At 35.2% G+C, this 18,865-nt stretch carries 20 protein-coding genes and 1 pseudogene; 8 read left to right on the top strand and 13 right to left on the bottom strand.

What is annotated here, in order from left to right; translation table 11 throughout:
- Nucleotides 1–3: 3 nt before the first annotated feature.
- From spoVAD to GGQ92_RS00260, 3 genes are read right to left on the bottom strand one after another with little or no spacing between them, the layout of a single operon-like run.
- A complete protein-coding gene (gene spoVAD / locus GGQ92_RS00250; protein WP_184243357.1) occupies nucleotides 4–1,005 on the bottom strand; it encodes a stage V sporulation protein AD in 1,002 nt (333 codons plus the stop codon).
- Nucleotides 1,006–1,470 carry a stage V sporulation protein AC gene (spoVAC, locus tag GGQ92_RS00255; protein WP_425486360.1) on the bottom strand — a complete coding sequence of 155 codons (465 nt, stop codon included), beginning with the start codon at nucleotides 1,468–1,470 and terminating at the stop codon, nucleotides 1,006–1,008.
- Between the two features lie 14 nt (nucleotides 1,471–1,484).
- Entirely contained in the window at nucleotides 1,485–1,943 is a 459-nt protein-coding gene (locus GGQ92_RS00260) for a YhcN/YlaJ family sporulation lipoprotein (RefSeq protein WP_184243359.1), read from the bottom strand.
- Nucleotides 1,944–2,092: 149 nt separating this feature from the next.
- Here GGQ92_RS00260 and GGQ92_RS00265 point away from each other — a divergent pair, with 149 nt between their 5' ends.
- The gene (locus GGQ92_RS00265) at nucleotides 2,093–2,539 is read left to right on the top strand and encodes a hypothetical protein (RefSeq protein ID WP_184243361.1); all 447 of its coding nucleotides are present in this window, start codon (nucleotides 2,093–2,095) and stop codon (nucleotides 2,537–2,539) included.
- Between the two features lie 430 nt (nucleotides 2,540–2,969).
- Here the strand turns inward: GGQ92_RS00265 and GGQ92_RS16655 are convergent.
- The 3 genes and pseudogenes from GGQ92_RS16655 to GGQ92_RS00280 form a co-directional block, all read right to left on the bottom strand.
- Nucleotides 2,970–3,086, bottom strand: a pseudogene (locus GGQ92_RS16655) (transposase); the annotation flags it as partial.
- Between the two features lie 135 nt (nucleotides 3,087–3,221).
- The gene (locus tag GGQ92_RS00275) at nucleotides 3,222–4,334 is read right to left on the bottom strand and encodes a S1C family serine protease (protein ID WP_184243363.1); all 1,113 of its coding nucleotides are present in this window, start codon (nucleotides 4,332–4,334) and stop codon (nucleotides 3,222–3,224) included.
- Nucleotides 4,335–4,351: 17 nt separating this feature from the next.
- On the bottom strand, nucleotides 4,352–5,509 hold the full coding sequence (locus tag GGQ92_RS00280) for a zinc-ribbon domain-containing protein (protein ID WP_425486361.1): 1,158 nt from the start codon (nucleotides 5,507–5,509) through the stop codon (nucleotides 4,352–4,354).
- Nucleotides 5,510–6,021: 512 nt separating this feature from the next.
- Between GGQ92_RS00280 and GGQ92_RS00285 the strand changes: the two genes are divergently transcribed.
- Nucleotides 6,022–6,186 carry an aspartyl-phosphate phosphatase Spo0E family protein gene (locus tag GGQ92_RS00285; protein WP_246383856.1) on the top strand — a complete coding sequence of 55 codons (165 nt, stop codon included), beginning with the start codon at nucleotides 6,022–6,024 and terminating at the stop codon, nucleotides 6,184–6,186.
- A gap of 99 nt (nucleotides 6,187–6,285) precedes the next feature.
- Nucleotides 6,286–6,612 (top strand): hypothetical protein, encoded by a 327-nt coding sequence (locus GGQ92_RS00290; protein WP_184243367.1) that lies wholly within the window; start codon nucleotides 6,286–6,288, stop codon nucleotides 6,610–6,612.
- A gap of 2 nt (nucleotides 6,613–6,614) precedes the next feature.
- Here the strand turns inward: GGQ92_RS00290 and GGQ92_RS00295 are convergent, their stop codons facing one another.
- From GGQ92_RS00295 to GGQ92_RS00305, 3 genes are all read right to left on the bottom strand, one after another.
- Nucleotides 6,615–7,082 (bottom strand): YkyB family protein, encoded by a 468-nt coding sequence (locus GGQ92_RS00295; protein WP_184243369.1) that lies wholly within the window; start codon nucleotides 7,080–7,082, stop codon nucleotides 6,615–6,617.
- Between the two features lie 152 nt (nucleotides 7,083–7,234).
- Complete coding sequence (locus tag GGQ92_RS00300; RefSeq protein ID WP_184243371.1) at nucleotides 7,235–7,804, bottom strand: SCO family protein; 570 nt, start codon at nucleotides 7,802–7,804, stop codon at nucleotides 7,235–7,237.
- Nucleotides 7,805–7,817: 13 nt separating this feature from the next.
- The gene (locus GGQ92_RS00305) at nucleotides 7,818–8,675 is read right to left on the bottom strand and encodes a metallophosphoesterase (protein WP_184243373.1); all 858 of its coding nucleotides are present in this window, start codon (nucleotides 8,673–8,675) and stop codon (nucleotides 7,818–7,820) included.
- A 158-nt stretch (nucleotides 8,676–8,833) separates the two neighbouring features.
- Between GGQ92_RS00305 and cbpB the strand changes: the two genes are divergently transcribed.
- Nucleotides 8,834–9,268, top strand: coding sequence for a cyclic-di-AMP-binding protein CbpB (gene cbpB, locus GGQ92_RS00310; RefSeq protein ID WP_184243375.1), 435 nt, complete (start codon nucleotides 8,834–8,836; stop codon nucleotides 9,266–9,268).
- 269 nt (nucleotides 9,269–9,537) lie between these two features.
- On the opposite strand, the gene GGQ92_RS00315 is transcribed toward cbpB, so the two are convergent.
- Nucleotides 9,538–10,371 (bottom strand): mechanosensitive ion channel family protein, encoded by an 834-nt coding sequence (locus tag GGQ92_RS00315; RefSeq protein WP_184243377.1) that lies wholly within the window; start codon nucleotides 10,369–10,371, stop codon nucleotides 9,538–9,540.
- A 243-nt stretch (nucleotides 10,372–10,614) separates the two neighbouring features.
- Between GGQ92_RS00315 and GGQ92_RS00320 the strand changes: the two genes are divergently transcribed.
- From GGQ92_RS00320 to GGQ92_RS00330, 3 genes are all read left to right on the top strand, one after another.
- Nucleotides 10,615–12,363 carry an ABC transporter transmembrane domain-containing protein gene (locus GGQ92_RS00320; protein ID WP_184243379.1) on the top strand — a complete coding sequence of 583 codons (1,749 nt, stop codon included), beginning with the start codon at nucleotides 10,615–10,617 and terminating at the stop codon, nucleotides 12,361–12,363.
- 26 nt (nucleotides 12,364–12,389) lie between these two features.
- Entirely contained in the window at nucleotides 12,390–14,228 is a 1,839-nt protein-coding gene (locus GGQ92_RS00325; protein ID WP_184243382.1) for an ABC transporter ATP-binding protein, read from the top strand.
- Nucleotides 14,229–14,376: 148 nt separating this feature from the next.
- Nucleotides 14,377–15,048 (top strand): potassium channel family protein, encoded by a 672-nt coding sequence (locus tag GGQ92_RS00330; protein WP_184243384.1) that lies wholly within the window; start codon nucleotides 14,377–14,379, stop codon nucleotides 15,046–15,048.
- Nucleotides 15,049–15,104: 56 nt separating this feature from the next.
- Here the strand turns inward: GGQ92_RS00330 and rnjA are convergent, their stop codons facing one another.
- Nucleotides 15,105–16,772 carry a ribonuclease J1 gene (gene rnjA / locus GGQ92_RS00335; RefSeq protein ID WP_184243386.1) on the bottom strand — a complete coding sequence of 556 codons (1,668 nt, stop codon included), beginning with the start codon at nucleotides 16,770–16,772 and terminating at the stop codon, nucleotides 15,105–15,107.
- Between the two features lie 2 nt (nucleotides 16,773–16,774).
- On the bottom strand, nucleotides 16,775–16,984 hold the full coding sequence (locus GGQ92_RS00340; protein WP_184243388.1) for a DNA-dependent RNA polymerase subunit epsilon: 210 nt from the start codon (nucleotides 16,982–16,984) through the stop codon (nucleotides 16,775–16,777).
- Between the two features lie 360 nt (nucleotides 16,985–17,344).
- On the opposite strand from GGQ92_RS00340, the gene GGQ92_RS00345 reads away from it, so the two are divergent.
- Nucleotides 17,345–18,118 carry a Cof-type HAD-IIB family hydrolase gene (locus GGQ92_RS00345; RefSeq protein WP_184243390.1) on the top strand — a complete coding sequence of 258 codons (774 nt, stop codon included), beginning with the start codon at nucleotides 17,345–17,347 and terminating at the stop codon, nucleotides 18,116–18,118.
- Nucleotides 18,119–18,270: 152 nt separating this feature from the next.
- Here the strand turns inward: GGQ92_RS00345 and def are convergent, their stop codons facing one another.
- Nucleotides 18,271–18,828: a peptide deformylase gene (def, locus tag GGQ92_RS00350; RefSeq protein WP_184243392.1), complete on the bottom strand. Its 558-nt coding sequence runs from the start codon at nucleotides 18,826–18,828 to the stop codon at nucleotides 18,271–18,273.
- Nucleotides 18,829–18,865: the final 37 nt, after the last annotated feature.

Consider the following 18,865-nt stretch of genomic DNA (forward strand, 5'->3'; position numbering starts at 1 on the left):
TCCTTACATTTCAATTGATACGGCATGAGCGATACAAGGGATCGTTTGTTTTTGTGAAACGGATAACGGTGAGAGGAGCGCTCCTGTAGCAACCACAAGAATTTTGCTACATTCTTTATTCATCATTTTTTTTATGAAATGACCGTATGTCACTACTGAAGAACACGCTGTACCACTACCGCCTGCAAAAACTTGTTGTGATGGTTTGTAGATGGTTAGTCCACAATCAACAAACTTTCTTTCATCAATCATGGTTCCGTCTTTGGTGAATAAGTCTAAACACCTTTCACGGCCAATTTTGGCTAAATCCCCTGTAATAATATAATCGTAATAAGAGTGATCAATGTTACGATCAGTCAAATGGCGATTAATTGTATCAAAAGCTGCCGGCGCCATTGCTCCACCCATATTAAATGGGTCTGTTAATTCCCGATCAATAACTTTACCAATTGTGGCTGAAGTAACTCGGGGGCGATTTTTCTCAAATCCTAATAATGCAACACCAGCACCTGTGACGGTTTTTTGTGACGTATCTGGTTTTTGACTTCCGTATTCTGTCGGATAGCGAAATTGTCGTTCTGTGGCAGAGTAATGGCTCGCCGCTCCCGTTAACACATAAGAAGCGTTTCCTTGATCCATTATTAAGGCACTTAAAGCTAGTCCTTCCATTGAGGTTGCACATGCATTAAATAAACCTAGATACGGTATTGCTAAATTTCTAGCTGCAAAGTTTGATGGTGTTATTTGATTGATAAGATCCCCGTGAAGGAAAAATTGTACATCACTTAATTCAATGTTTGCTTTCTTGACAGCATGATTACTAGCATCTTCAATCATTTGTTGATGTGCTAATTCAAACGAGTCTTTTTCAAGCCATAGATCATCATACAATTGGTCGAACGCTTCTGGGATATTCCCGGCAGCTTCATCAGGCCCACCAACTGTACCAGTTGCGATAATGGAAGGAGCGTTCTGAAACACCCATGTTTGTTTACCTTGTATCATTTATGTTCCACTCCAATAACTGAAGATTGTTTTAATAAGAGCAATCACAAAGGCAGAGAATGTACCAAACAATATGACGGATCCAGCTAGTTTAAACATATTTCCTCCAACGCCTTGAACAAATCCTTCTGTACGATGTTCAATTGCAGCTGAGATAACAGCATTCCCGAATCCAGTAACTGGAACAGCGGTACCGGCTCCTGCAAATTGCGCGATTTTATTGTATATACCGAATCCAGTTAACAACATCGTAATAAAAATCAATGTTGCAACGGTAGGATTACCAGCTGTTTGCTCAGTAAAGTTAAAAAAGTACATGTAAAATAACGAAATGAATTGTCCAATTACACAAATTAATCCGCCGATAAAAAAAGCTTTCAAGCAGTTGATGAGTATAGGCCGCTTTGGGAGCTTGGAAGCTTCATAATCTTTGTATTTTTTAGCTTGTGATGTCTGATTTGCCACGATTCACACCTTCTCTATGTTTTTTCTTTTTTTAACTTCTTTAATCGATCTAATTCTTTCTTTAGTTCTTTTTCATCGTCCCAATTTTCATCCCTCAATTTGTTTAATTCTATATAAAATTTTTGATCCGAGCTAACGTGTATTTTTTCTATACCTGTTATTTTCTTTAATTTCTTTTCTACTTCTTTTTCGATGTCACGTTCATTTAATTGCTGAATTGTAGTTGTTTGGATAGCAATAAATACTTCTTCCGGTAGGATGATTTTTTGATATTGTGCAATATCATCTCTATCTTCCGTTAAGTAACGATCGATCTTATCATTCGTTTTATCCAAATGATTCATACTACTCGAATTCGAATTCGTCTGAATAGGGGTTGGTGGGGAAACATTGTTTTGTTCTTTTGTAGCATTACATCCTGCAACTAAAAAACACAATAAAATAGCACCAATCATTAAGTGGAGCTTTTTCATTATAGGTCGATACCTCCTTAGAAAAAGAAATTGCAATTGTTATTTTGCAGAGAGGCGATCGAAATTATACATTTTTTTGATGAAAAATGAAACTTTTTGGAAATTAAATCGTCTTATATAAGGAGAGCGTTAATAAGGAGGACCACCTATTGCTGAAGAAGGGAATTGTTTTTATCTCCATATCATTATGTATTTTTTTAGTTGGTTTCATCGTTAAAGAAGCCTTATACCAACCACAACTCAAAACCAATATTAAGATAGAAGAGTCAGAAGGGGATTTTATCGTACATATAACTGTGGAAAAAACGCAAGACGGCTTTCAAATATTACGGTCCTTAGAATATAGAGGAGACGAAGGCATTCAAATTAGTCATAGAACTCCGTTAATAGAAGTGATGATAAATAAGAACAATCCAGAATTTACTGGTAGTCCAGTAAATAGACAATTAATACCCGGCTCTCATTATCATCCTCAAGGACCTTTAAAGTTTGATGATATTGATGAAGGTATACATGATATCTATGTACATGCTCAATTTGAAACAGCTGATGAAAAAATAGACATACAAACAACAGGACAAATAGAAATTAATTAGTAAAATTGGGACAGAAGTAATTTTCATAATACAAAATCCGAATGTTATACTAACGCCTTGTCAAAATACTTCGCTTTCCGCAGGCAACGCCTCAACTAATTACAAAAGTTCAATTGAACTTTTGTAATGGATTTTCGGCTGTTGCTTTTCCTGCAGGAGTCTTGTATTTTGACTTGGCTGTTTATATCCTTTCCATGATTTGGTTGGATTTTTGTGCTATTTTTTGTGCTCGGTCTCTTTGATTTGCTACTGAAAGCCTCTTTTACCGGCCTCGGCCTGAAAGGCCCACCGAATGGTTCTCCCTCTTGCACCACATTTACTTACTGATTCTAAAAGAATCCCTTATTTTTTTGTTTTTTTACCATGTAAACGGATTAAACTCTTCGAATATTGTTAATTGGCCCGTCATGTAATCTTCTATTAGCTAATTCCCTTTTAAATATCCCATAAATTGAGATACGCTTAATTTCAGTGGGATACTTACTAACATGTGTATATGATTCCTACATACGTTTGCCTCATGTATAGTGCTTTGGCGTTCGCATAAATAGAGAGGCGGGGAAATAACTAAATCTTACAATATTAAAGGTGAACAATTTAAAAAAAATGTAGAGACCGAAAGGATTCTAAAAAAAACGTCCGGTCTCTACTATGTACTAGCCTCAACTTAGCAACTTGTTATTTATTGTTCTAACGTTAAAATTTTCAGTTGATCATTTTCCATGCCAATAATTAACTCAAAATTAATAGGTTCTTCCGTTTTATCATCATTCTCTTCCGTTTCAACTACTACCTCATAATGGTTATTAGCTTGCTTTTCGATATGTGTATCTATTATTTTAGGTTCATTATACATAATGAAAGTATCTCTAAAACCTGCATAACCCCATTGGCCCTGCAATTCACTTCCGAGCATCGTATATGCGTTTATATAGTCATACGTCGCAATGTTTTGGAAGAATTGTTCCGTAATAAATTCCACATCTTGCAATAGTTCCTCTTCACTAGCTCTAATATTCGTTTTTGCTAAATAGTTAAGCGAAGCCATATCGGTTTCATTAATCCATTCGTTTATCTGTTCGTAAACAGAGGAGAGGGGGATACTAAAACCTATATCGGTGTCATTAATTCCAGCAGCATTAATACCAATTACTTGTCCACTATGTTGAGAAACTAAGGGACCACCACTATTACCGTGTGTGATATTTGCAGAAATTTGATATAGATTATTGTATTCAAAAGGTTCAATTATAAAACTATGATCTGTACCAACAATAAGGCCTAACGACACACTATTCTCGATTTCAGAAGGACTTCCTATTGCTATTACTTGATCACCGATATCCCCTTCGTAGGAAGGATCAATCGCAATTGATTCATGATGCTCAAACTCTTTAACGTGTATTACGGCAATATCCTCTTTATCTCCAACTCCAACAACTGCTGCTGGAAAATAACCTTGTTGGTTGGATAATTTCACGAGAATAGAATCTGCATCATTAATTACGTGAGCATTCGTTACAATGAAGCCATCACTATCTATAAGGAATCCAGATCCTGTCTTAATTTGATAATTATTTGAAGCTTCTATTTTAACGATTGATTTTTGAGAATTATGAATGATCTCTTTCAGACTGTAATCTTCATCCTCATTGGACATGTCGACTACTACGGAACTGTCTGTTTTAATCGTTACTGTACTCATACGTAAATAAAGGAAAACTGCAATAATCACAAATAGAACAATTAAAAGAGTGGCTAATAGAAGTGATAATTTACGTTGTTTTTGTTTCATATGTTTTCCCCCAACTATTATTCTAAATACCATGTGATTTCCTTTATCTTTGCGCTTACGCGTTTACCGACAATTTCTGCGTCAACATGTATAAATTCAAAGTTTCCTGTTTCTCTAGGATAGAGCGTTTCAGGCTGTATATATACTTCATTGGTAAGCAGAACATTCTGCTGATCGTCTAAAATTTCATAATGTACTAATACAGAATGTAGGGGAACCGTCGCGACACTTTCTATTTCACCAATAACTTTTAACTTCTCATCTTCCGTTTCCGTATTAATACTAATTACTTCAATTCCATACTCTTTATTATGAGTCTCTTCAGATTCATAGGCAGATAAAGCTTGTTCGATTCTTTGTTGTTGTTGATTCTCAAAGGCTAATTGTTCTTTCTCAATTGTTTTTCGTAAGTTAATCAAAGAATCAGAATCTTGGACAAAGTTCAAAGTTTCTTCAACAAGTCGTAAAGCTTGGGAAAATTGAAATTTTTGAATTAATGCAGTACCTTCTTGATAGGTAAGAGAAACAAGCTTATCTTTTACATCGAGATGTAATTCTTCCGCTTTCTCACTATTCAATCTCTCTAATTCCCATAGTAAAACTTTTAATTGGTTAATATCGGGATTGCTTTCATAAATAGACGAGATTTCGTCCATTCGAGTCTCTGTTTTTAATACATTGATTTTATCTTTTACTTTGGAAACAAGTTCGCCATTATAATTCTCTATATTTCTATCATGAGCGATAAGTGTTTCAATAGCTTGAGAATATTGTCCTTCTTCCCGCATACTAGCTATATCCGCAAAGCTTTGCTCCATTTCGATGGCAATAGTTAAAAAAGCTTTCAATTCCTCAGCTTGAGGGAATGAAGAATAATTGTTAATCGCTTCTTCCACAACGCTTTTCGCTTGATCATAGTCGCCTACAAGGGCTATTTGGCTTGCCTCTTCGTACAACTCCAGAGCCTGGTCTCGTTTATGGAGAACAATTCCATAAACAATGGTGAGTAATAAACATCCAACTAGAACGGCTGTGATCGGGTATATCCAACGTTTAGACTTAGATTTATTATTAGAAAATCGCTCATTAAGATTTGATGGTAATCGACTTCCACAAGTCACACAAAATTTCTCTTCAGATTCCACTTCATTTCCGCAATGTGGACAAAAGTACAAAGGTCCTCACTCACTTCCTCGTATAATTACCCTTTTATTATATCAAACAAACGTTTCGTAGAGGGAACTAAATAATAAATGCTTGAATGTATGTTTAATGAGAAAAACAGTTCGTCTAGCTTTCTAATTTATTAAAATTACTTTATTATTGTAAAGTTTTTGGTATAATAATAAAAGTGAATAAAAAAAGTGGGGTGTACACAACAATGAGTATTGTACTAGGTGTTGTATCATTCGTATTATTAGCAAGTTTAATCGGTTTTTCAATTTTTGATCGTGAATTCTAAAGGATTAACGAGCCCTTAACTTAACTCGTATATATCTATATAAGGGCAGCAATGCGTGAGGCGAGCAGAGAAAATTCCTCTGCTTCCTTTTCTATTTAATAGGTATAGATTTATTCTACTACTCTACTAACATGGAAACCATCTTAGAAAAGCTATATGCCAAGGCACTGCTTGAGAGTATAGATTGAAATATAGTAGGGGACGATACAAGGGGGTAACACGGCTATGTCTATGTCACCATCTAAATTAATTGTAAGGATTGAAGAGTTGAGAAAGGAAATGACCGATGTTGCTCTCAAAAAAGGAATCAATAGTGCAGAATCGATTCGCTTAAGTCAGGAATTAGATGCTCTATTAAATAAATTTGAGAAGATTAAGCAAGAAAAGTAAGTTTTGGTGAAGTTATAGATAAAGCCACCACAAAAGTATAGAGTCGTATAAAATTGTCTATACTGCTAGAAACAGTGTTTTGCGTTATGGAGGATTAAGATGGAAAAGTGGTGGCAAGGGATTATGCGTTTGTTTGATTATATATTAATATCTAACCGATCAGAAGTTTTCATATTTTGTTGTATTCTTCTTTTAATTTTCCTCTTTTTTTTCCTACTCCAACCATTGGTCCGATTATTAATTACATTAGAGTGGAGTAGGTTCATCAGCTACATCATTACAGTCTTACTATTATTTCTCATTTGGCCTAAAGTTTCATTTGATGTTAATATCGATGTTTTATTGTTAGCATTGTTTTTATTTGCGATAGGTTACAGCCTTTTTAGGATGGTAAAAGTAGCAGTAAATAAATACCGTTCTTCTTGATGTTACCTTTTTCGTTTATGATAGAATAAAAAACTATTTGGCAATGATGATAGAGAACTATTCGTATTTTGTCGATGTTGGTTAGGATTGTTTGAAAATCTTGCATTTTCCCATCCTAGGTAATTTGATAAAATACTTTTTGCTTTTGAGAGAGAAAGTTTCGGCTTTGGGTTATGATGGGAGCCATCTGGATAACCTAAATGCTTTAAATTGCTCTTATCTTCACTTTTAGCTGGTATATGGAAGAGATATTCACCTATTTCTACAAGAACTACAGAATGTTGCTTACTTTTCCGTGGATTATTCGAGAACTGTAATCCGATTTTTTTTGCTTTGTTTTCTTTTAGCAATTTTTTTAATGCTTCTTGTTTTAATAAATAGAGTGATGAGGGATCGAGTGCTGTTTTAGCATGTCGATTAATAATGAACAATGCTTGTCCTAGCTGATTTATTTGATCGTCGTTACTCATGTTGAATGATCGCTCCTTTAATTTAAAGAAAAGATAGAGGATAGGACAAAAATGATGTCCCATTCTCTATACTATTTTATACTTATAGGGAATTATAAAATTTCATCCAAGGATAAATCGACATCATGTCAAAGATATAAATCCTATGACATTTAATTTAGCTTTTTAACATCCTCGACAATATCTTGCATTTCCTCAGCTTTTGTACCATTATACCCTTTTATTGCATAGCCATCTTTATTAACTAAATAGAAACTGGTAGTGTGAATCACTTGATCGGTCCCATCTGGCTTTTCAACAAGTGTTTTAAACGACTTAGCTGCAAAATCTTTGATCTCTTGGTCTGTATACCCAGTTAGTGCATGCCAGTTGTCAAAAGATCCACCACGTTCTGTGATATATTCGGTTAACAATTCTGGTGTATCTATAGTAGGATCAACAGAAAAGGAGACAAGCTCTACTTCCACATCTGCATCAGCCAAAGCTTGTTGTAGCCTTACTTTATTTGCTGTCATCGGTGGACAGACAGTTGTACAGTTGGTGAAAATCATACTAGCAATCCAGACCTCTCCGTCTAGTTCGGATTTTTCAAACGTATTTCCATCTTGGTCTGTATAGGCAAAGTCCTGCACCTCTATCGAAAAATGTTCTTCTATGCCGCTATTTGAGCAAGCGACAAGGAAAAGTGCGAGTCCAGTAAATAGTAAAACTAACTTTCTCATTCGTATACCTCCATTATGTATTATGCTTCAATTTATATAATGATATTTCTGGTTTACATAGAAAACGGTAGGGGAGTCGAGTTGTTCCAATTCCTCTACTAACGAATAATTGTAGTGGATACTCTCCGAGCTGATATGCACCTTCAACATATTTTTCAGCTAAATAGGGTGTATAAATATAACCGTAAAAAGGAATTTGGATTTGTCCTCCGTGACTATGACCAGATAACTGCACATCTATCGGGTACTGCTTTGTAAAATCAGCTATATCAGGCTCATGAACCATTAATAACGTGAAAAGCCCATCTGATTCAGATAGTAAGGTTGTGGAAAGATCCGGTTTACCTAACATAGCATCATCCAATCCAGCTAGCTGAATATAATCATTATCTAAGGGAATAAGTACAGATTCGTTTTTTAATAATGAAAACCCTGATTTATCAAATATATCTTTAACTATATCGGTGCCATAACCTCCATGATCATGATTTCCATATACCCAATATTTTCCCGTTGTTGCAGTAATTCGTGATAGTGCTGCAACTAAATGGTCTAAATTAACCGAGTGATTACTAGGGTCATCTAACAAATCTCCAGTGAATAAGACTAAATCTGCATTAAGGGAGTTAATCTTTTGAACTAATTTCTCAAATTGTTCCAACGTATAGTGAAAGCCAATATGGGTATCTGTAAATTGTAATATTTTAAAATCATCAAACGATTTAGGTATGCGAGTGGATTTAATATCAAATGAGTGTACGTCAAGTAAGGAAGGTTCAATCTCTCTAGCATAATAATAAACACTTCCTGATAAACCAAAAAAGGATAAAATACTAATGATAGACTTTTTTATAAATGATCTACGATTCACAAATAGAATCCTTTCCCTAATTATTATAACCACTTCATTATAACATGATTTAAGGTGACATGCTTTTAAATGAGACTAATGTCCACATAATGTTAAATTTTATGTTAAAATAGAAAGGAATGTACTCGGCTCCTTCACCAAGCGAGAGGAGTATTCACATGTCTAGTCTAAAAAAACAAGCGCTTTCTGAGTGGACTGTAAAAGATTTTATGATTCCTGCTGAAAAGGTTGCACATGTACAACTTGGAAATCCAGTTGAACATGCACTTTTGGTTTTAGTGGAATCAGGATATTCGTCCGTACCTGTATTAGATAGAGATTTTAAATATTTAGGTACAATTGGAAAGACCCCAATATTGAAAAGTGTTATTGGTATCGAAAGGTTTGAAATGGAGAAATTATCTGATATAGCTGTTGAAGAGGTTATGAACACCACACTACCCACGTTATCTCCTGATACAGATTTTGTAACAGGTTTAAAAGAAGTGATTGATCATGCTTTTTTGTGTGTTGTAGATGGGGAAGGGCATTTTCTTGGAATTTTAACGAGAAGAGCTATATTAAAACAAGTATTAAAATCGTTATACATATAGAAGAAATGGTGAAGGGTTAGAAAAGAAATTTAGCATTGTCATAATAAGCTTTTTCGTAGAGCTAGGGTTGTCGTTTTTCCGATTCTAAAGTGAGAAACGCAACTGTTTTTACTAGAAGGAAAGTTCTCTGAAAAACAATTTTAAAGCGTAAGATACAGATTGTTATATACCTTACATCCCATAATGATGAACAAGACCCGGACTATCTTATTCAAATATAAAAAGAATAGGATGTTCGGGCCTTTGTATTATTTTAAAAAACAGTATGTTTATTTTTGGATATAGACATTTTGCAAATGAGGTATTTTAATATCATGTTCATCAAATGCTTCTAAAATAGCCTTTCGTATATCACGTTCCGCACCCCATTGTTCGTTATTAACCGTCTTACCTATGATGCGAAGAACAATTTGAGTTGTTCCGAATTCCTGTACACCAATCACATTTGGTCCATCTATAAAACGCTCATCTTTTTGGAATTGATTACATACATTATTTAAGATGCCTAGTGCCTGATCTATATTTTCGTCATAACTAACTCCGATATCAACTAAAGCACGCATATTTCCTCGAGAATGATTACTTACACTATTTATTTCACGATTCGGAATGAAGTGTAGAGTGCCATCGAAACCTCTAATTTGTGTTGTTCGCAATCCAATCTCCTCTACAATTCCATCATAACTAGCAACCGTAATGTAGTCTCCAACATCTATTTGACGTTCTAATAAAATAAAGAAACCTGTTACAATATCGCTAACTAAACCTTGGGCACCAAAACCAATAGCTAAACCTACTACCCCTGCACCAGCAAGAAGGGGTCCTATAGGTTGTTCGATGATGCCGAAGAACATTACAACAAACAGAAAAATTATTACATAGGAGAATATATTTAAAAGTAGCTTCTCTAATGTTTGAATTCTTGCTGCTGAGAGCTTTTGGTTATTTTGAGCTCGATTTAGTGTTTTACTAATTATTTTTTTACCAAGGGGATAGACAATGAGTAATCCTATAATTAAAACGATGATTTTTAAGCCATACTCCAACACAATCCCTAATAATTGGCCCCAATCAATCTGAAATCCATCTTCTAAACGAAACAATACATTCCCTCCTTCAATAAATATATCTACATATTATAGAAGGAAGGAACTCATATCAAACAATATTCATCAAATTAATGCTAAATGTGACATTTTTAAAAGTTGATTGGCTGTAAATTAAGGCGAAAAACTCTTATACGTACATTATAGAAAAAATTTTCAAAAAATAAGTGTAAAAGCTGGAATTTTATTTTATAAGGGGCTATATTAGTACATACGAAAAAAAACAGGAGGTGCCACACAGTGGATGTTTTTCGTAAATTAAAACAATTTTATTGGCCTTTTAAAAAGTATTTTATCTATTCTGTTCTATCTGTTTTATTCGTAACAGTCATTACCGTTGTATATCCGATCATCTTACAGGTAACAATTGATGAAGTTGTTTACGAAGGAAGATACAACCTTATCCCGATTATCTCTTCTGTCTTTATCGGTCTAATGGTATTAAAAGGTATTACTAACTTCACCCAGCAATATTTAGGGGACCTTTTTGGGGTAAAGTCTGTTTACAAATTAAGGGATTCGTTGTACAAAAAATTGCAAAGGCTTTCATTTACGTACTATGATAATGCGAGAACAGGCGATTTGATGTCTCGACTAACGATGGATGTTGAGGGATTTAAGTTTTTCCTAGCTGCCGGATTAAAAGAACTTATCCGAGTAGTTCTATTGATTGTTATTAGTTTAGGCGTTATGTTTTATTATTCCATTCCGCTTGCTCTAGTAACGATGGCTGCAATGCCTTTCTTAGCAGTTGTTGTATTTCGTTTTGAGAGAAAAGTACACCCTGCATTCCGCTCCGTAAGAAAGTCGTTAGGACGACTTAATACGAGAATACAGGAAAATGTTAGTGGGATGAACACAATCAAATCTTTGTCTAAGGAAGATTTTGAAATTGAGCGTTTCACGTCCAATAATACGGATTACCGAGAAATAAATATCCATACTTCCAATATATGGGCTCGTTTTTTCCCGTTAATGGAGTTCATTGGTAACATTAGTATGGTATCCTTACTAATCTATGGAGGTTACCTTGTTATAAGTAACCAATTAATGCTAGGTGAGTTAGTCGCTTTCTTTAGTTTAGTAACGTATATTATCGGACCGCTCATGCAGTTAGGGTTTATTGTGAATATGTTTTCCCAAGCAAAAGCTTCAGGAGAACGTTTATTAGAAATTTTAGAAGCAAAAGAGGATATTGAAGAACTAAATGATCCTATCGTACAGCAGAGATTAAAAGGACATGTAACATTTAAGGATGTTACGCTTAAATACACAGAAGATGATGACGTTGCTCTTCATAATATTTCCTTTGACGCACCACCCGGGAAAGTGATTGGTCTAATTGGGCCAACGGGATCAGGAAAAACAAGTATTACACAACTTATGACAAGATTTTATGAACCAGATGAGGGAGAAGTACTTATTGACAATATTCCTTCTAGTGAGTATTCACTAAAGTGGTTAAGGAAGAATATCGGCTTCGTCTTGCAAGAGTCCTTTTTATTTTCCACCACAATTAAAGAAAATATCTCGTATGGTAACCCAGATGCAACGATGGAGGAAATCATTGAGGCAGCAAAAAGAGCTCAAGCGCATGATTTTATTATGGAGATGCCAAAGGGATATGACACATTATTAGGTGAGCGTGGTATGGGATTATCTGGTGGTCAGAAACAGCGAATTGCGATTGCAAGAGCTTTATTAATTAATCCAAGTATACTTGTTTTGGATGATGCGACTTCAGCGGTTGATATGGAAACGGAATTTAGAATTCAAAAAGCGTTAAAAGAAGTAATGGATGGAAGAACAACCTTTATTATTGCGCATCGAATTTCATCGTTAAAGCATGCAGATGAAATTGTCGTTCTTGACAAAGGAAGAGTTGTTGAACGTGGGACACATGATGAATTGGTCCGCCTAAACGGAGCATACCGAAGAATTTATGATATCCAATATCAAGATAGAGATGCAGTTATGCAATCATCTTAAGGAAGATATGAGAAGGGGGAAGTAATATGGCAAGTACCAGTATAGAAGGGAAAAAGGGAAAGCAAAATCCACATTTGAATCGATTTTACTATCCACTAGATCAAGCTATTGAAAAGCCATTTAATTGGAAACAAATGCTTCGCCTCTTGAAGTATTTGAAACCATACTTAAAAAATCTATTTCCTGCGGCTATGATAGCCATGTTAATCGCAACAATCGTTCGACTCGTCGTACCGATTTTAATAGGTAAAGTAGTCATTGATATAGCGATTGCTAATAATGATGCAGGCTTACTTACATACCTTATCATCGGTATTTCGATATTATACCTAATCAACTATGTAGCGAACGTTTACCGTATCAAGTGGATTAATATTCTCGGACAACGAATTATTTATGACTTAAGGAAATCATTATTCTCACATGTCCAGCGTCTATCTCATAACTTTTTTGATAAGAGGTCCGCTGGTTCGATACTCGTAAGAATTTTAAATGATGTAAACGCACTTCAAGAACTATTTACTAATGGTATTATCAACTTATTAACAGATATTGTCATGTTGGTCGGAATTATCGTTTTATTATTTGTACTTAGTCCACCATTAGCGTTGGCTGTATTAGTTATTTTGCCAATCATGTTCTTTATATCAACAAAGCTTCGAAGAAAGATAAGAAGAGCTTGGCAAGACGTCCGTGTACAAAAATCTAGATTAAACTCACATTTAAATGAGAGTATTCAAGGTATCCGGATTACTCAGTCATTTGCACAAGAGAATGAAAACACAGAGTACTTTAGTGGTGTTAACACGGATAATTATGAAATGGAACGTCAAGCAATGAAAAAGAGTGCTTACTTTGGACCTTTCGTCGAGATGAGCAACGCTATTGGGACTGTTATTTTGATTGCTTTTGGTGCTCACTTAATATTGGAAGGAACTATTGTAGTAGGGACTTTTGTAGCTTTTGCTTTCTACTTAGGAATGTTCTGGGAACCGATTTCGAGACTTGGCCAGATTTATAATCAGTTGTTAGTTGCTATGGCTTCATCCGAAAGAATTTTCGAATTTTTAGATGAACAACCAAACGTCGAAGAAAAAGCGGATGCGAAAGATTTCAAAAATATGAGAGGTCATATCGTTTTTGATCGTGTTCAATTTTCGTACGACGAGGATCGAATAGCCTTGCATGAAATCTCTTTAGAAATGAAACAAGGTCAGACAGTCGCACTTGTAGGGCATACAGGCTCAGGGAAATCCACGATAGCGAATTTAATTAGTCGATTTTACGATCCTACAAAAGGTTCTGTTAAGATTGATGGTTATGACTTAAGAGATATGAAACTTGATAGTTTACGAACGAATATTTCTGTTGTGTTGCAAGATACATTTATATTCTCTGGAACTATAATGGAAAATATACGATTTGGACGTCCTGATGCTTCGGATGAGGAAGTAATTGAAGCTGCAAAAGTAGTAGGAGCGCATGATTTTATTCAGCGATTATCGAAAGGATACAAAACAGAAGTAGAGGAACGAGGTAGTATTCTTTCTGCGGGAGAGCGGCAACTCCTTTCATTTGCCCGTGCGTTACTAGCAGATCCAAGAATCCTCATACTAGATGAGGCAACTGCAAGTATCGATACAGAAACAGAAGTAAGAATACAAGAAGCTCTTCGTATCTTGCTTGAAGGAAGAACAGCAATTATCATTGCTCACCGCCTATCAACGATACGAGAATCCGATAAAATAATTGTATTGGAACAAGGGAGAATTCTTGAACAAGGCAGTCACGATGAATTAATGGCAGCAAAAGGCGAATATTACCACTTAGTCAAGTCGCAATTTGATATGCTAGATGCATTATAAGATGAGAGATACGGATATCTACTATCCGTATCTTTTTCTGTTAGAACCCAAAAGTATAACTTAAAATTGTTTTCTTTTACTTATTTGTTTTTGCATCTACACACATATTCGTCTAAACTATACTTAAATCATAAATGGGGGAACAACGATGAAACGAGAATTTGCAGTAATAGGACTAGGAAGGTTCGGTGGCAGTATTTGCAAGGAGTTAAGTGCTGAAGGGATGGACGTCCTAGCTATCGATAGTGATGAAGATAGAGTAAATGAATTTAAAGACATTGCTGCTCATGCGGTCATAGCAGATACAACAGATGAAAAAGTTTTAAAGGAATTAGGGATGCGAAATATTGATCACGTCATTGTGGCAATTGGAGAGGACATCCAAGCAAGCATATTAACAACACTGATGCTAAAAGAATTAGGGGTTAAGAAAATAACAGTAAAAGCACAAAATGATTACCATGAAAAAGTATTGATCAAAATAGGTGCGGATCATGTGGTGCATCCAGAAAGAGATATGGGGAAACGGATTGCGCATAGTATTATATCTACAAATATACTTGATTACTTGGAACTCTCCGACGCGCATAGCATCGTAGAAGTAAAAGCTGGTAAAAAGATGCATGGAAAGACATTAATTGACTTAGATATACGTGCGAAATATGGTTGTAACGTTGTGGCTATTAAAAATGCGTATAATAAAGGGATTAATGTTTCGCCGGAGCCTAATCTAAAAATTGATAAGGGAGATATTTTGATTGTTATTGGTGCGGACAAAGATATCTCAAAATTCGAGAGAATTTTAGTAGCAGAAGATTAGTCAATTCGCATATGTAAGCAAAAAAAATGACCTATGAAAAGGTCATTTTTTTGTGATTAAACTTCCATAATAATTGGAAGGATCATCGGTCTTCTTTTTGTTTTATCATATAGGAATGGAGCAATAGTGTCCGTGATCTCATTTTTAATCTCAGACCACTGTGTTGTTTTTCTTTCCATTACTTTGTTTAAATGTTTGGCAACTATTTTCTGTGCCTCATTGATTAAATCTTCGGATTCTCTCATATAAACGAAACCGCGAGAGATGATATCTGGACCAGAAGCAATTTTGAAGTCTTCCATATCAATACTTACTACTACAATAACTAAACCTTCTTCAGATAAGATTCTTCGATCACGAAGGACGATATTGCCGATATCACCAATTCCGCTACCATCTATATAAACAGAACCGGAAGGTATTTTACCAACGACAGACGCACTATCTTTACCAAGTGCTAACACTTCACCATTATCCATGATAAAAGAATTTTTCTCTGGAACACCACATTTTTCCGCAATTTTCATATGTTCTTTCTGCATACGGTATTCCCCGTGAATTGGCATGAAGTAAGTTGGATTCATTAAACGTAACATAAGTTTCTGTTCTTGTTGACTACCATGACCAGAAGTATGAATATCATTTAAAGGACCGTGAATAACATCTGCTCCTGCACGATATAATTGATCAATGATTCTGCTAACACTAAGTGTATTCCCAGGGATTGGGGAAGATGAAAATACAACAGTGTCACCAGGTATAATACTAATTTGACGATGGGTACCATTCGCCACTCGGGACAATGCCGCCATAGGCTCACCTTGAGAACCAGTACATAAGATCACCACTTCGTTAGCTGGTAACTGGTTTATTTGATGTGCATCAATAAACGTGTTCTTAGGGGCTTTAATATACCCTAAGTCTTGTCCAATATTAATTGAGTTTTCCATACTTCTTCCAAATACAGCGATCTTACGATTTGTGCGGACTGCCGCATCGACAACTTGCTGTAAACGGTGAATGTTGGAAGCGAAAGTAGCAAATATTAATCGCCCATCAACACGGGCAAAAATATCGTTGATGCTGTCACCAACTACTCTTTCAGATAATGTGAAGCCGGGTACTTCACTATTTGTACTGTCTGATAAAAGACATAATACACCATCTTTTCCTATCTCAGCCATTTTTGTTAAGTTTGCTGGCTCTCCAACTGGAGTAAAGTCGAATTTAAAATCACCAGTATGCACAATATTTCCTGGAGGTGTTTTTACAACAATTCCATAAGAGTCAGGAATACTATGCGTTGTTCTGAAAAATGATACAGATGTTTTTCTGAATTTAAATATATCCTCCTCTTGGAAGGTATGCAGTTTTGCTTTTCTTAATAAGCCGTGTTCATCCAATTTATTTTTTATTAGTCCAATGGCAAGCTTGCCGGCGTAAATAGGCACATTAATTTGTTTTAATAGATAGGGAATACCACCAATATGGTCTTCATGTCCATGAGTGATAAATAACCCTTTAATTTTATCTTCGTTTTGCACAAGGTACGTATAATCAGGAATTACATAGTCTATTCCAAGTAGCTCGTCCTCAGGAAACTTAATTCCAGAATCAATAATAATGATTTCATCCTGGAATTGCACACCGTACATGTTTTTACCAATTTCCCCGAGTCCACCTAGTGCAAATACTGCTGTTTGGTCATTTTTTACGAATTTCATCTCTAGGCAGTCTCCACTTTAAAATCAGGTGAATTTTTTTCATACTCTAAATGTGCCTCATTTAGTAATTGGATGAATTCTATATTGATATTACGCTCTTTTAGTTTAATTCTAACGTCCTTTTCGGACTCAGCTTCTAAATAAAGACTTTTTGTGTGCTCGCGCACAGGGATTTCATCAGGGTTTTCCTGATAAAGCACTTTATAAATCATATTTACTCTCCTTTGTTATGTTTATTTGTATATATTTTCAGAACTTTTGGCTGTAGTAGGTATACCTTTTTTACGAAGCACTTCCCGTAAGCGCTTTTTTAATCTTTCTTTTAACCGTTTCAACAATTTAACTTCCAGCTCCTTCCTATACTTACGTTTTGAAGATAGAAAGAAATAGCAAGTAATAATGAACCGATCCAATCCCTATTACTTTATAGTATAGTATGTTTTTGAAAATATTGAAACAAAAAAGATAGGATAATTTTCCTTTTCGTTTATTAGCGGTATTCCTTATCCTCTAATTTCCCCATAAACGTATGATATAATCAAAATGAAATAAAAATTAATGAGGTGACATCTATGGGGGACAAGATTGTTTTTTTAGATATTGATGGAACACTGTTAGACCATAATAAAAATATACCAGCATCAGCTAAGCAAGCGATAAATAAACTAAAAGCAAATGGAGTTACAGTTGCAATATCTACTGGTAGAGCTCCTTTTATGTTTCAGGAGATTCTCGATGAATTAGATATTCATTCCTACGTTAGCATTAATGGTCAGTATGTGGTTCATGAGAATAAAGTTATCTATGCCAATCCGATTGAGATGGACCAATTAGAAAGACTCACTGCTTTTTCAACAGATAAACAACACCCAGTTATTTATCAGTCTGCTTCCGATATGAAATCTAATGTAGCAGATCATCCACATATAAAAACAGGTATGAACAGCTTAAAGAGAGAGTTCCCTTTACAGGAATCGAATTATTATAAGCATTTACCTATTTATCAAGTTTTATTATTTAATGAACAAGAAGAACAAACTATTTACGAAAAGGAATTTCCGTCACTGCGTTTTGTTCGATGGCATCAATTCTCTTGTGATGTAATGCCTGTAAATGGATCGAAAGCCAATGGAATTGAGCAATTTATTAAAAATTCAGATTTCGAGCTTGAGGATACATATGCATTTGGTGATGGTTTGAATGATTTGGAGATGCTGCAAAAGGTTCAGGTTGGAGTGGCGATGGGAAATAGTGTACCGGAAGTAAAAGAGATTGCTGATTATGTAACAGAAGATGTTGCTGAAGATGGTCTTGCGAAAGGTTTAGAAAAGATTGGTCTAATTTGAATTCAAGGTTGTTAACGTGTTGCGATTTGTTTACGACTGGAATTAGCGATGATTACTTTCAATGTCTTAGCTTAGTATTTGCGCAATCGATAGAAGCATCTAGAAAAAAGGAACCAAGTTTTCATCAACAGATGAAAACTTGGTTCCTTTTACTAAGAATCCTCTAATGGTGTAGCATTTTCGGGAACATGAAATGGGTTATCCTCGTTTATGTGGTCATAGAACATAATACCATTTAAGTGATCCAATTCATGTTGGAATACAATTGCACTATATCCCTTTAATTTGAGTGTCACTTCATTTAAATCTAAATCAATTGCTTTAATCGTTAATTTTTTATAACGAGGAACATATCCAGGGACTTCTCGATCAACAGACAAACACCCTTCACCCGAGGATAAAAATGTTTGCGCAACAGAATGTCCAATAATTCTTGGATTGAAATATCCATTACTGTATTGTTTTCCATCCAAGTCTTCAAAATGGACTGCCATCATTCTCTTTTTTACCCCTAATTGTGGCGCTGCAAGTCCGACCCCTGGGCGTAATTGGTACTTTTCGGCTAATTCTTCATCTTGACTATTTTTCAAAAATGTAAGCATATCTTTTAATAATTGAATATCTTCGTCGGATGGAGGAAGTGTTACTTCAGCCGCTTTTTCCCGTAATGCAGGGTGTCCCTCGCGAACTATATCTTTCATTGTAATCATTCGTTTCAACACCTCTCTTTAATATGAATGATAATAA

It is taken from the genome of Gracilibacillus halotolerans (assembly GCF_014206945.1).
Lineage (GTDB): Bacteria > Bacillota > Bacilli > Bacillales > Amphibacillaceae > Gracilibacillus > Gracilibacillus halotolerans.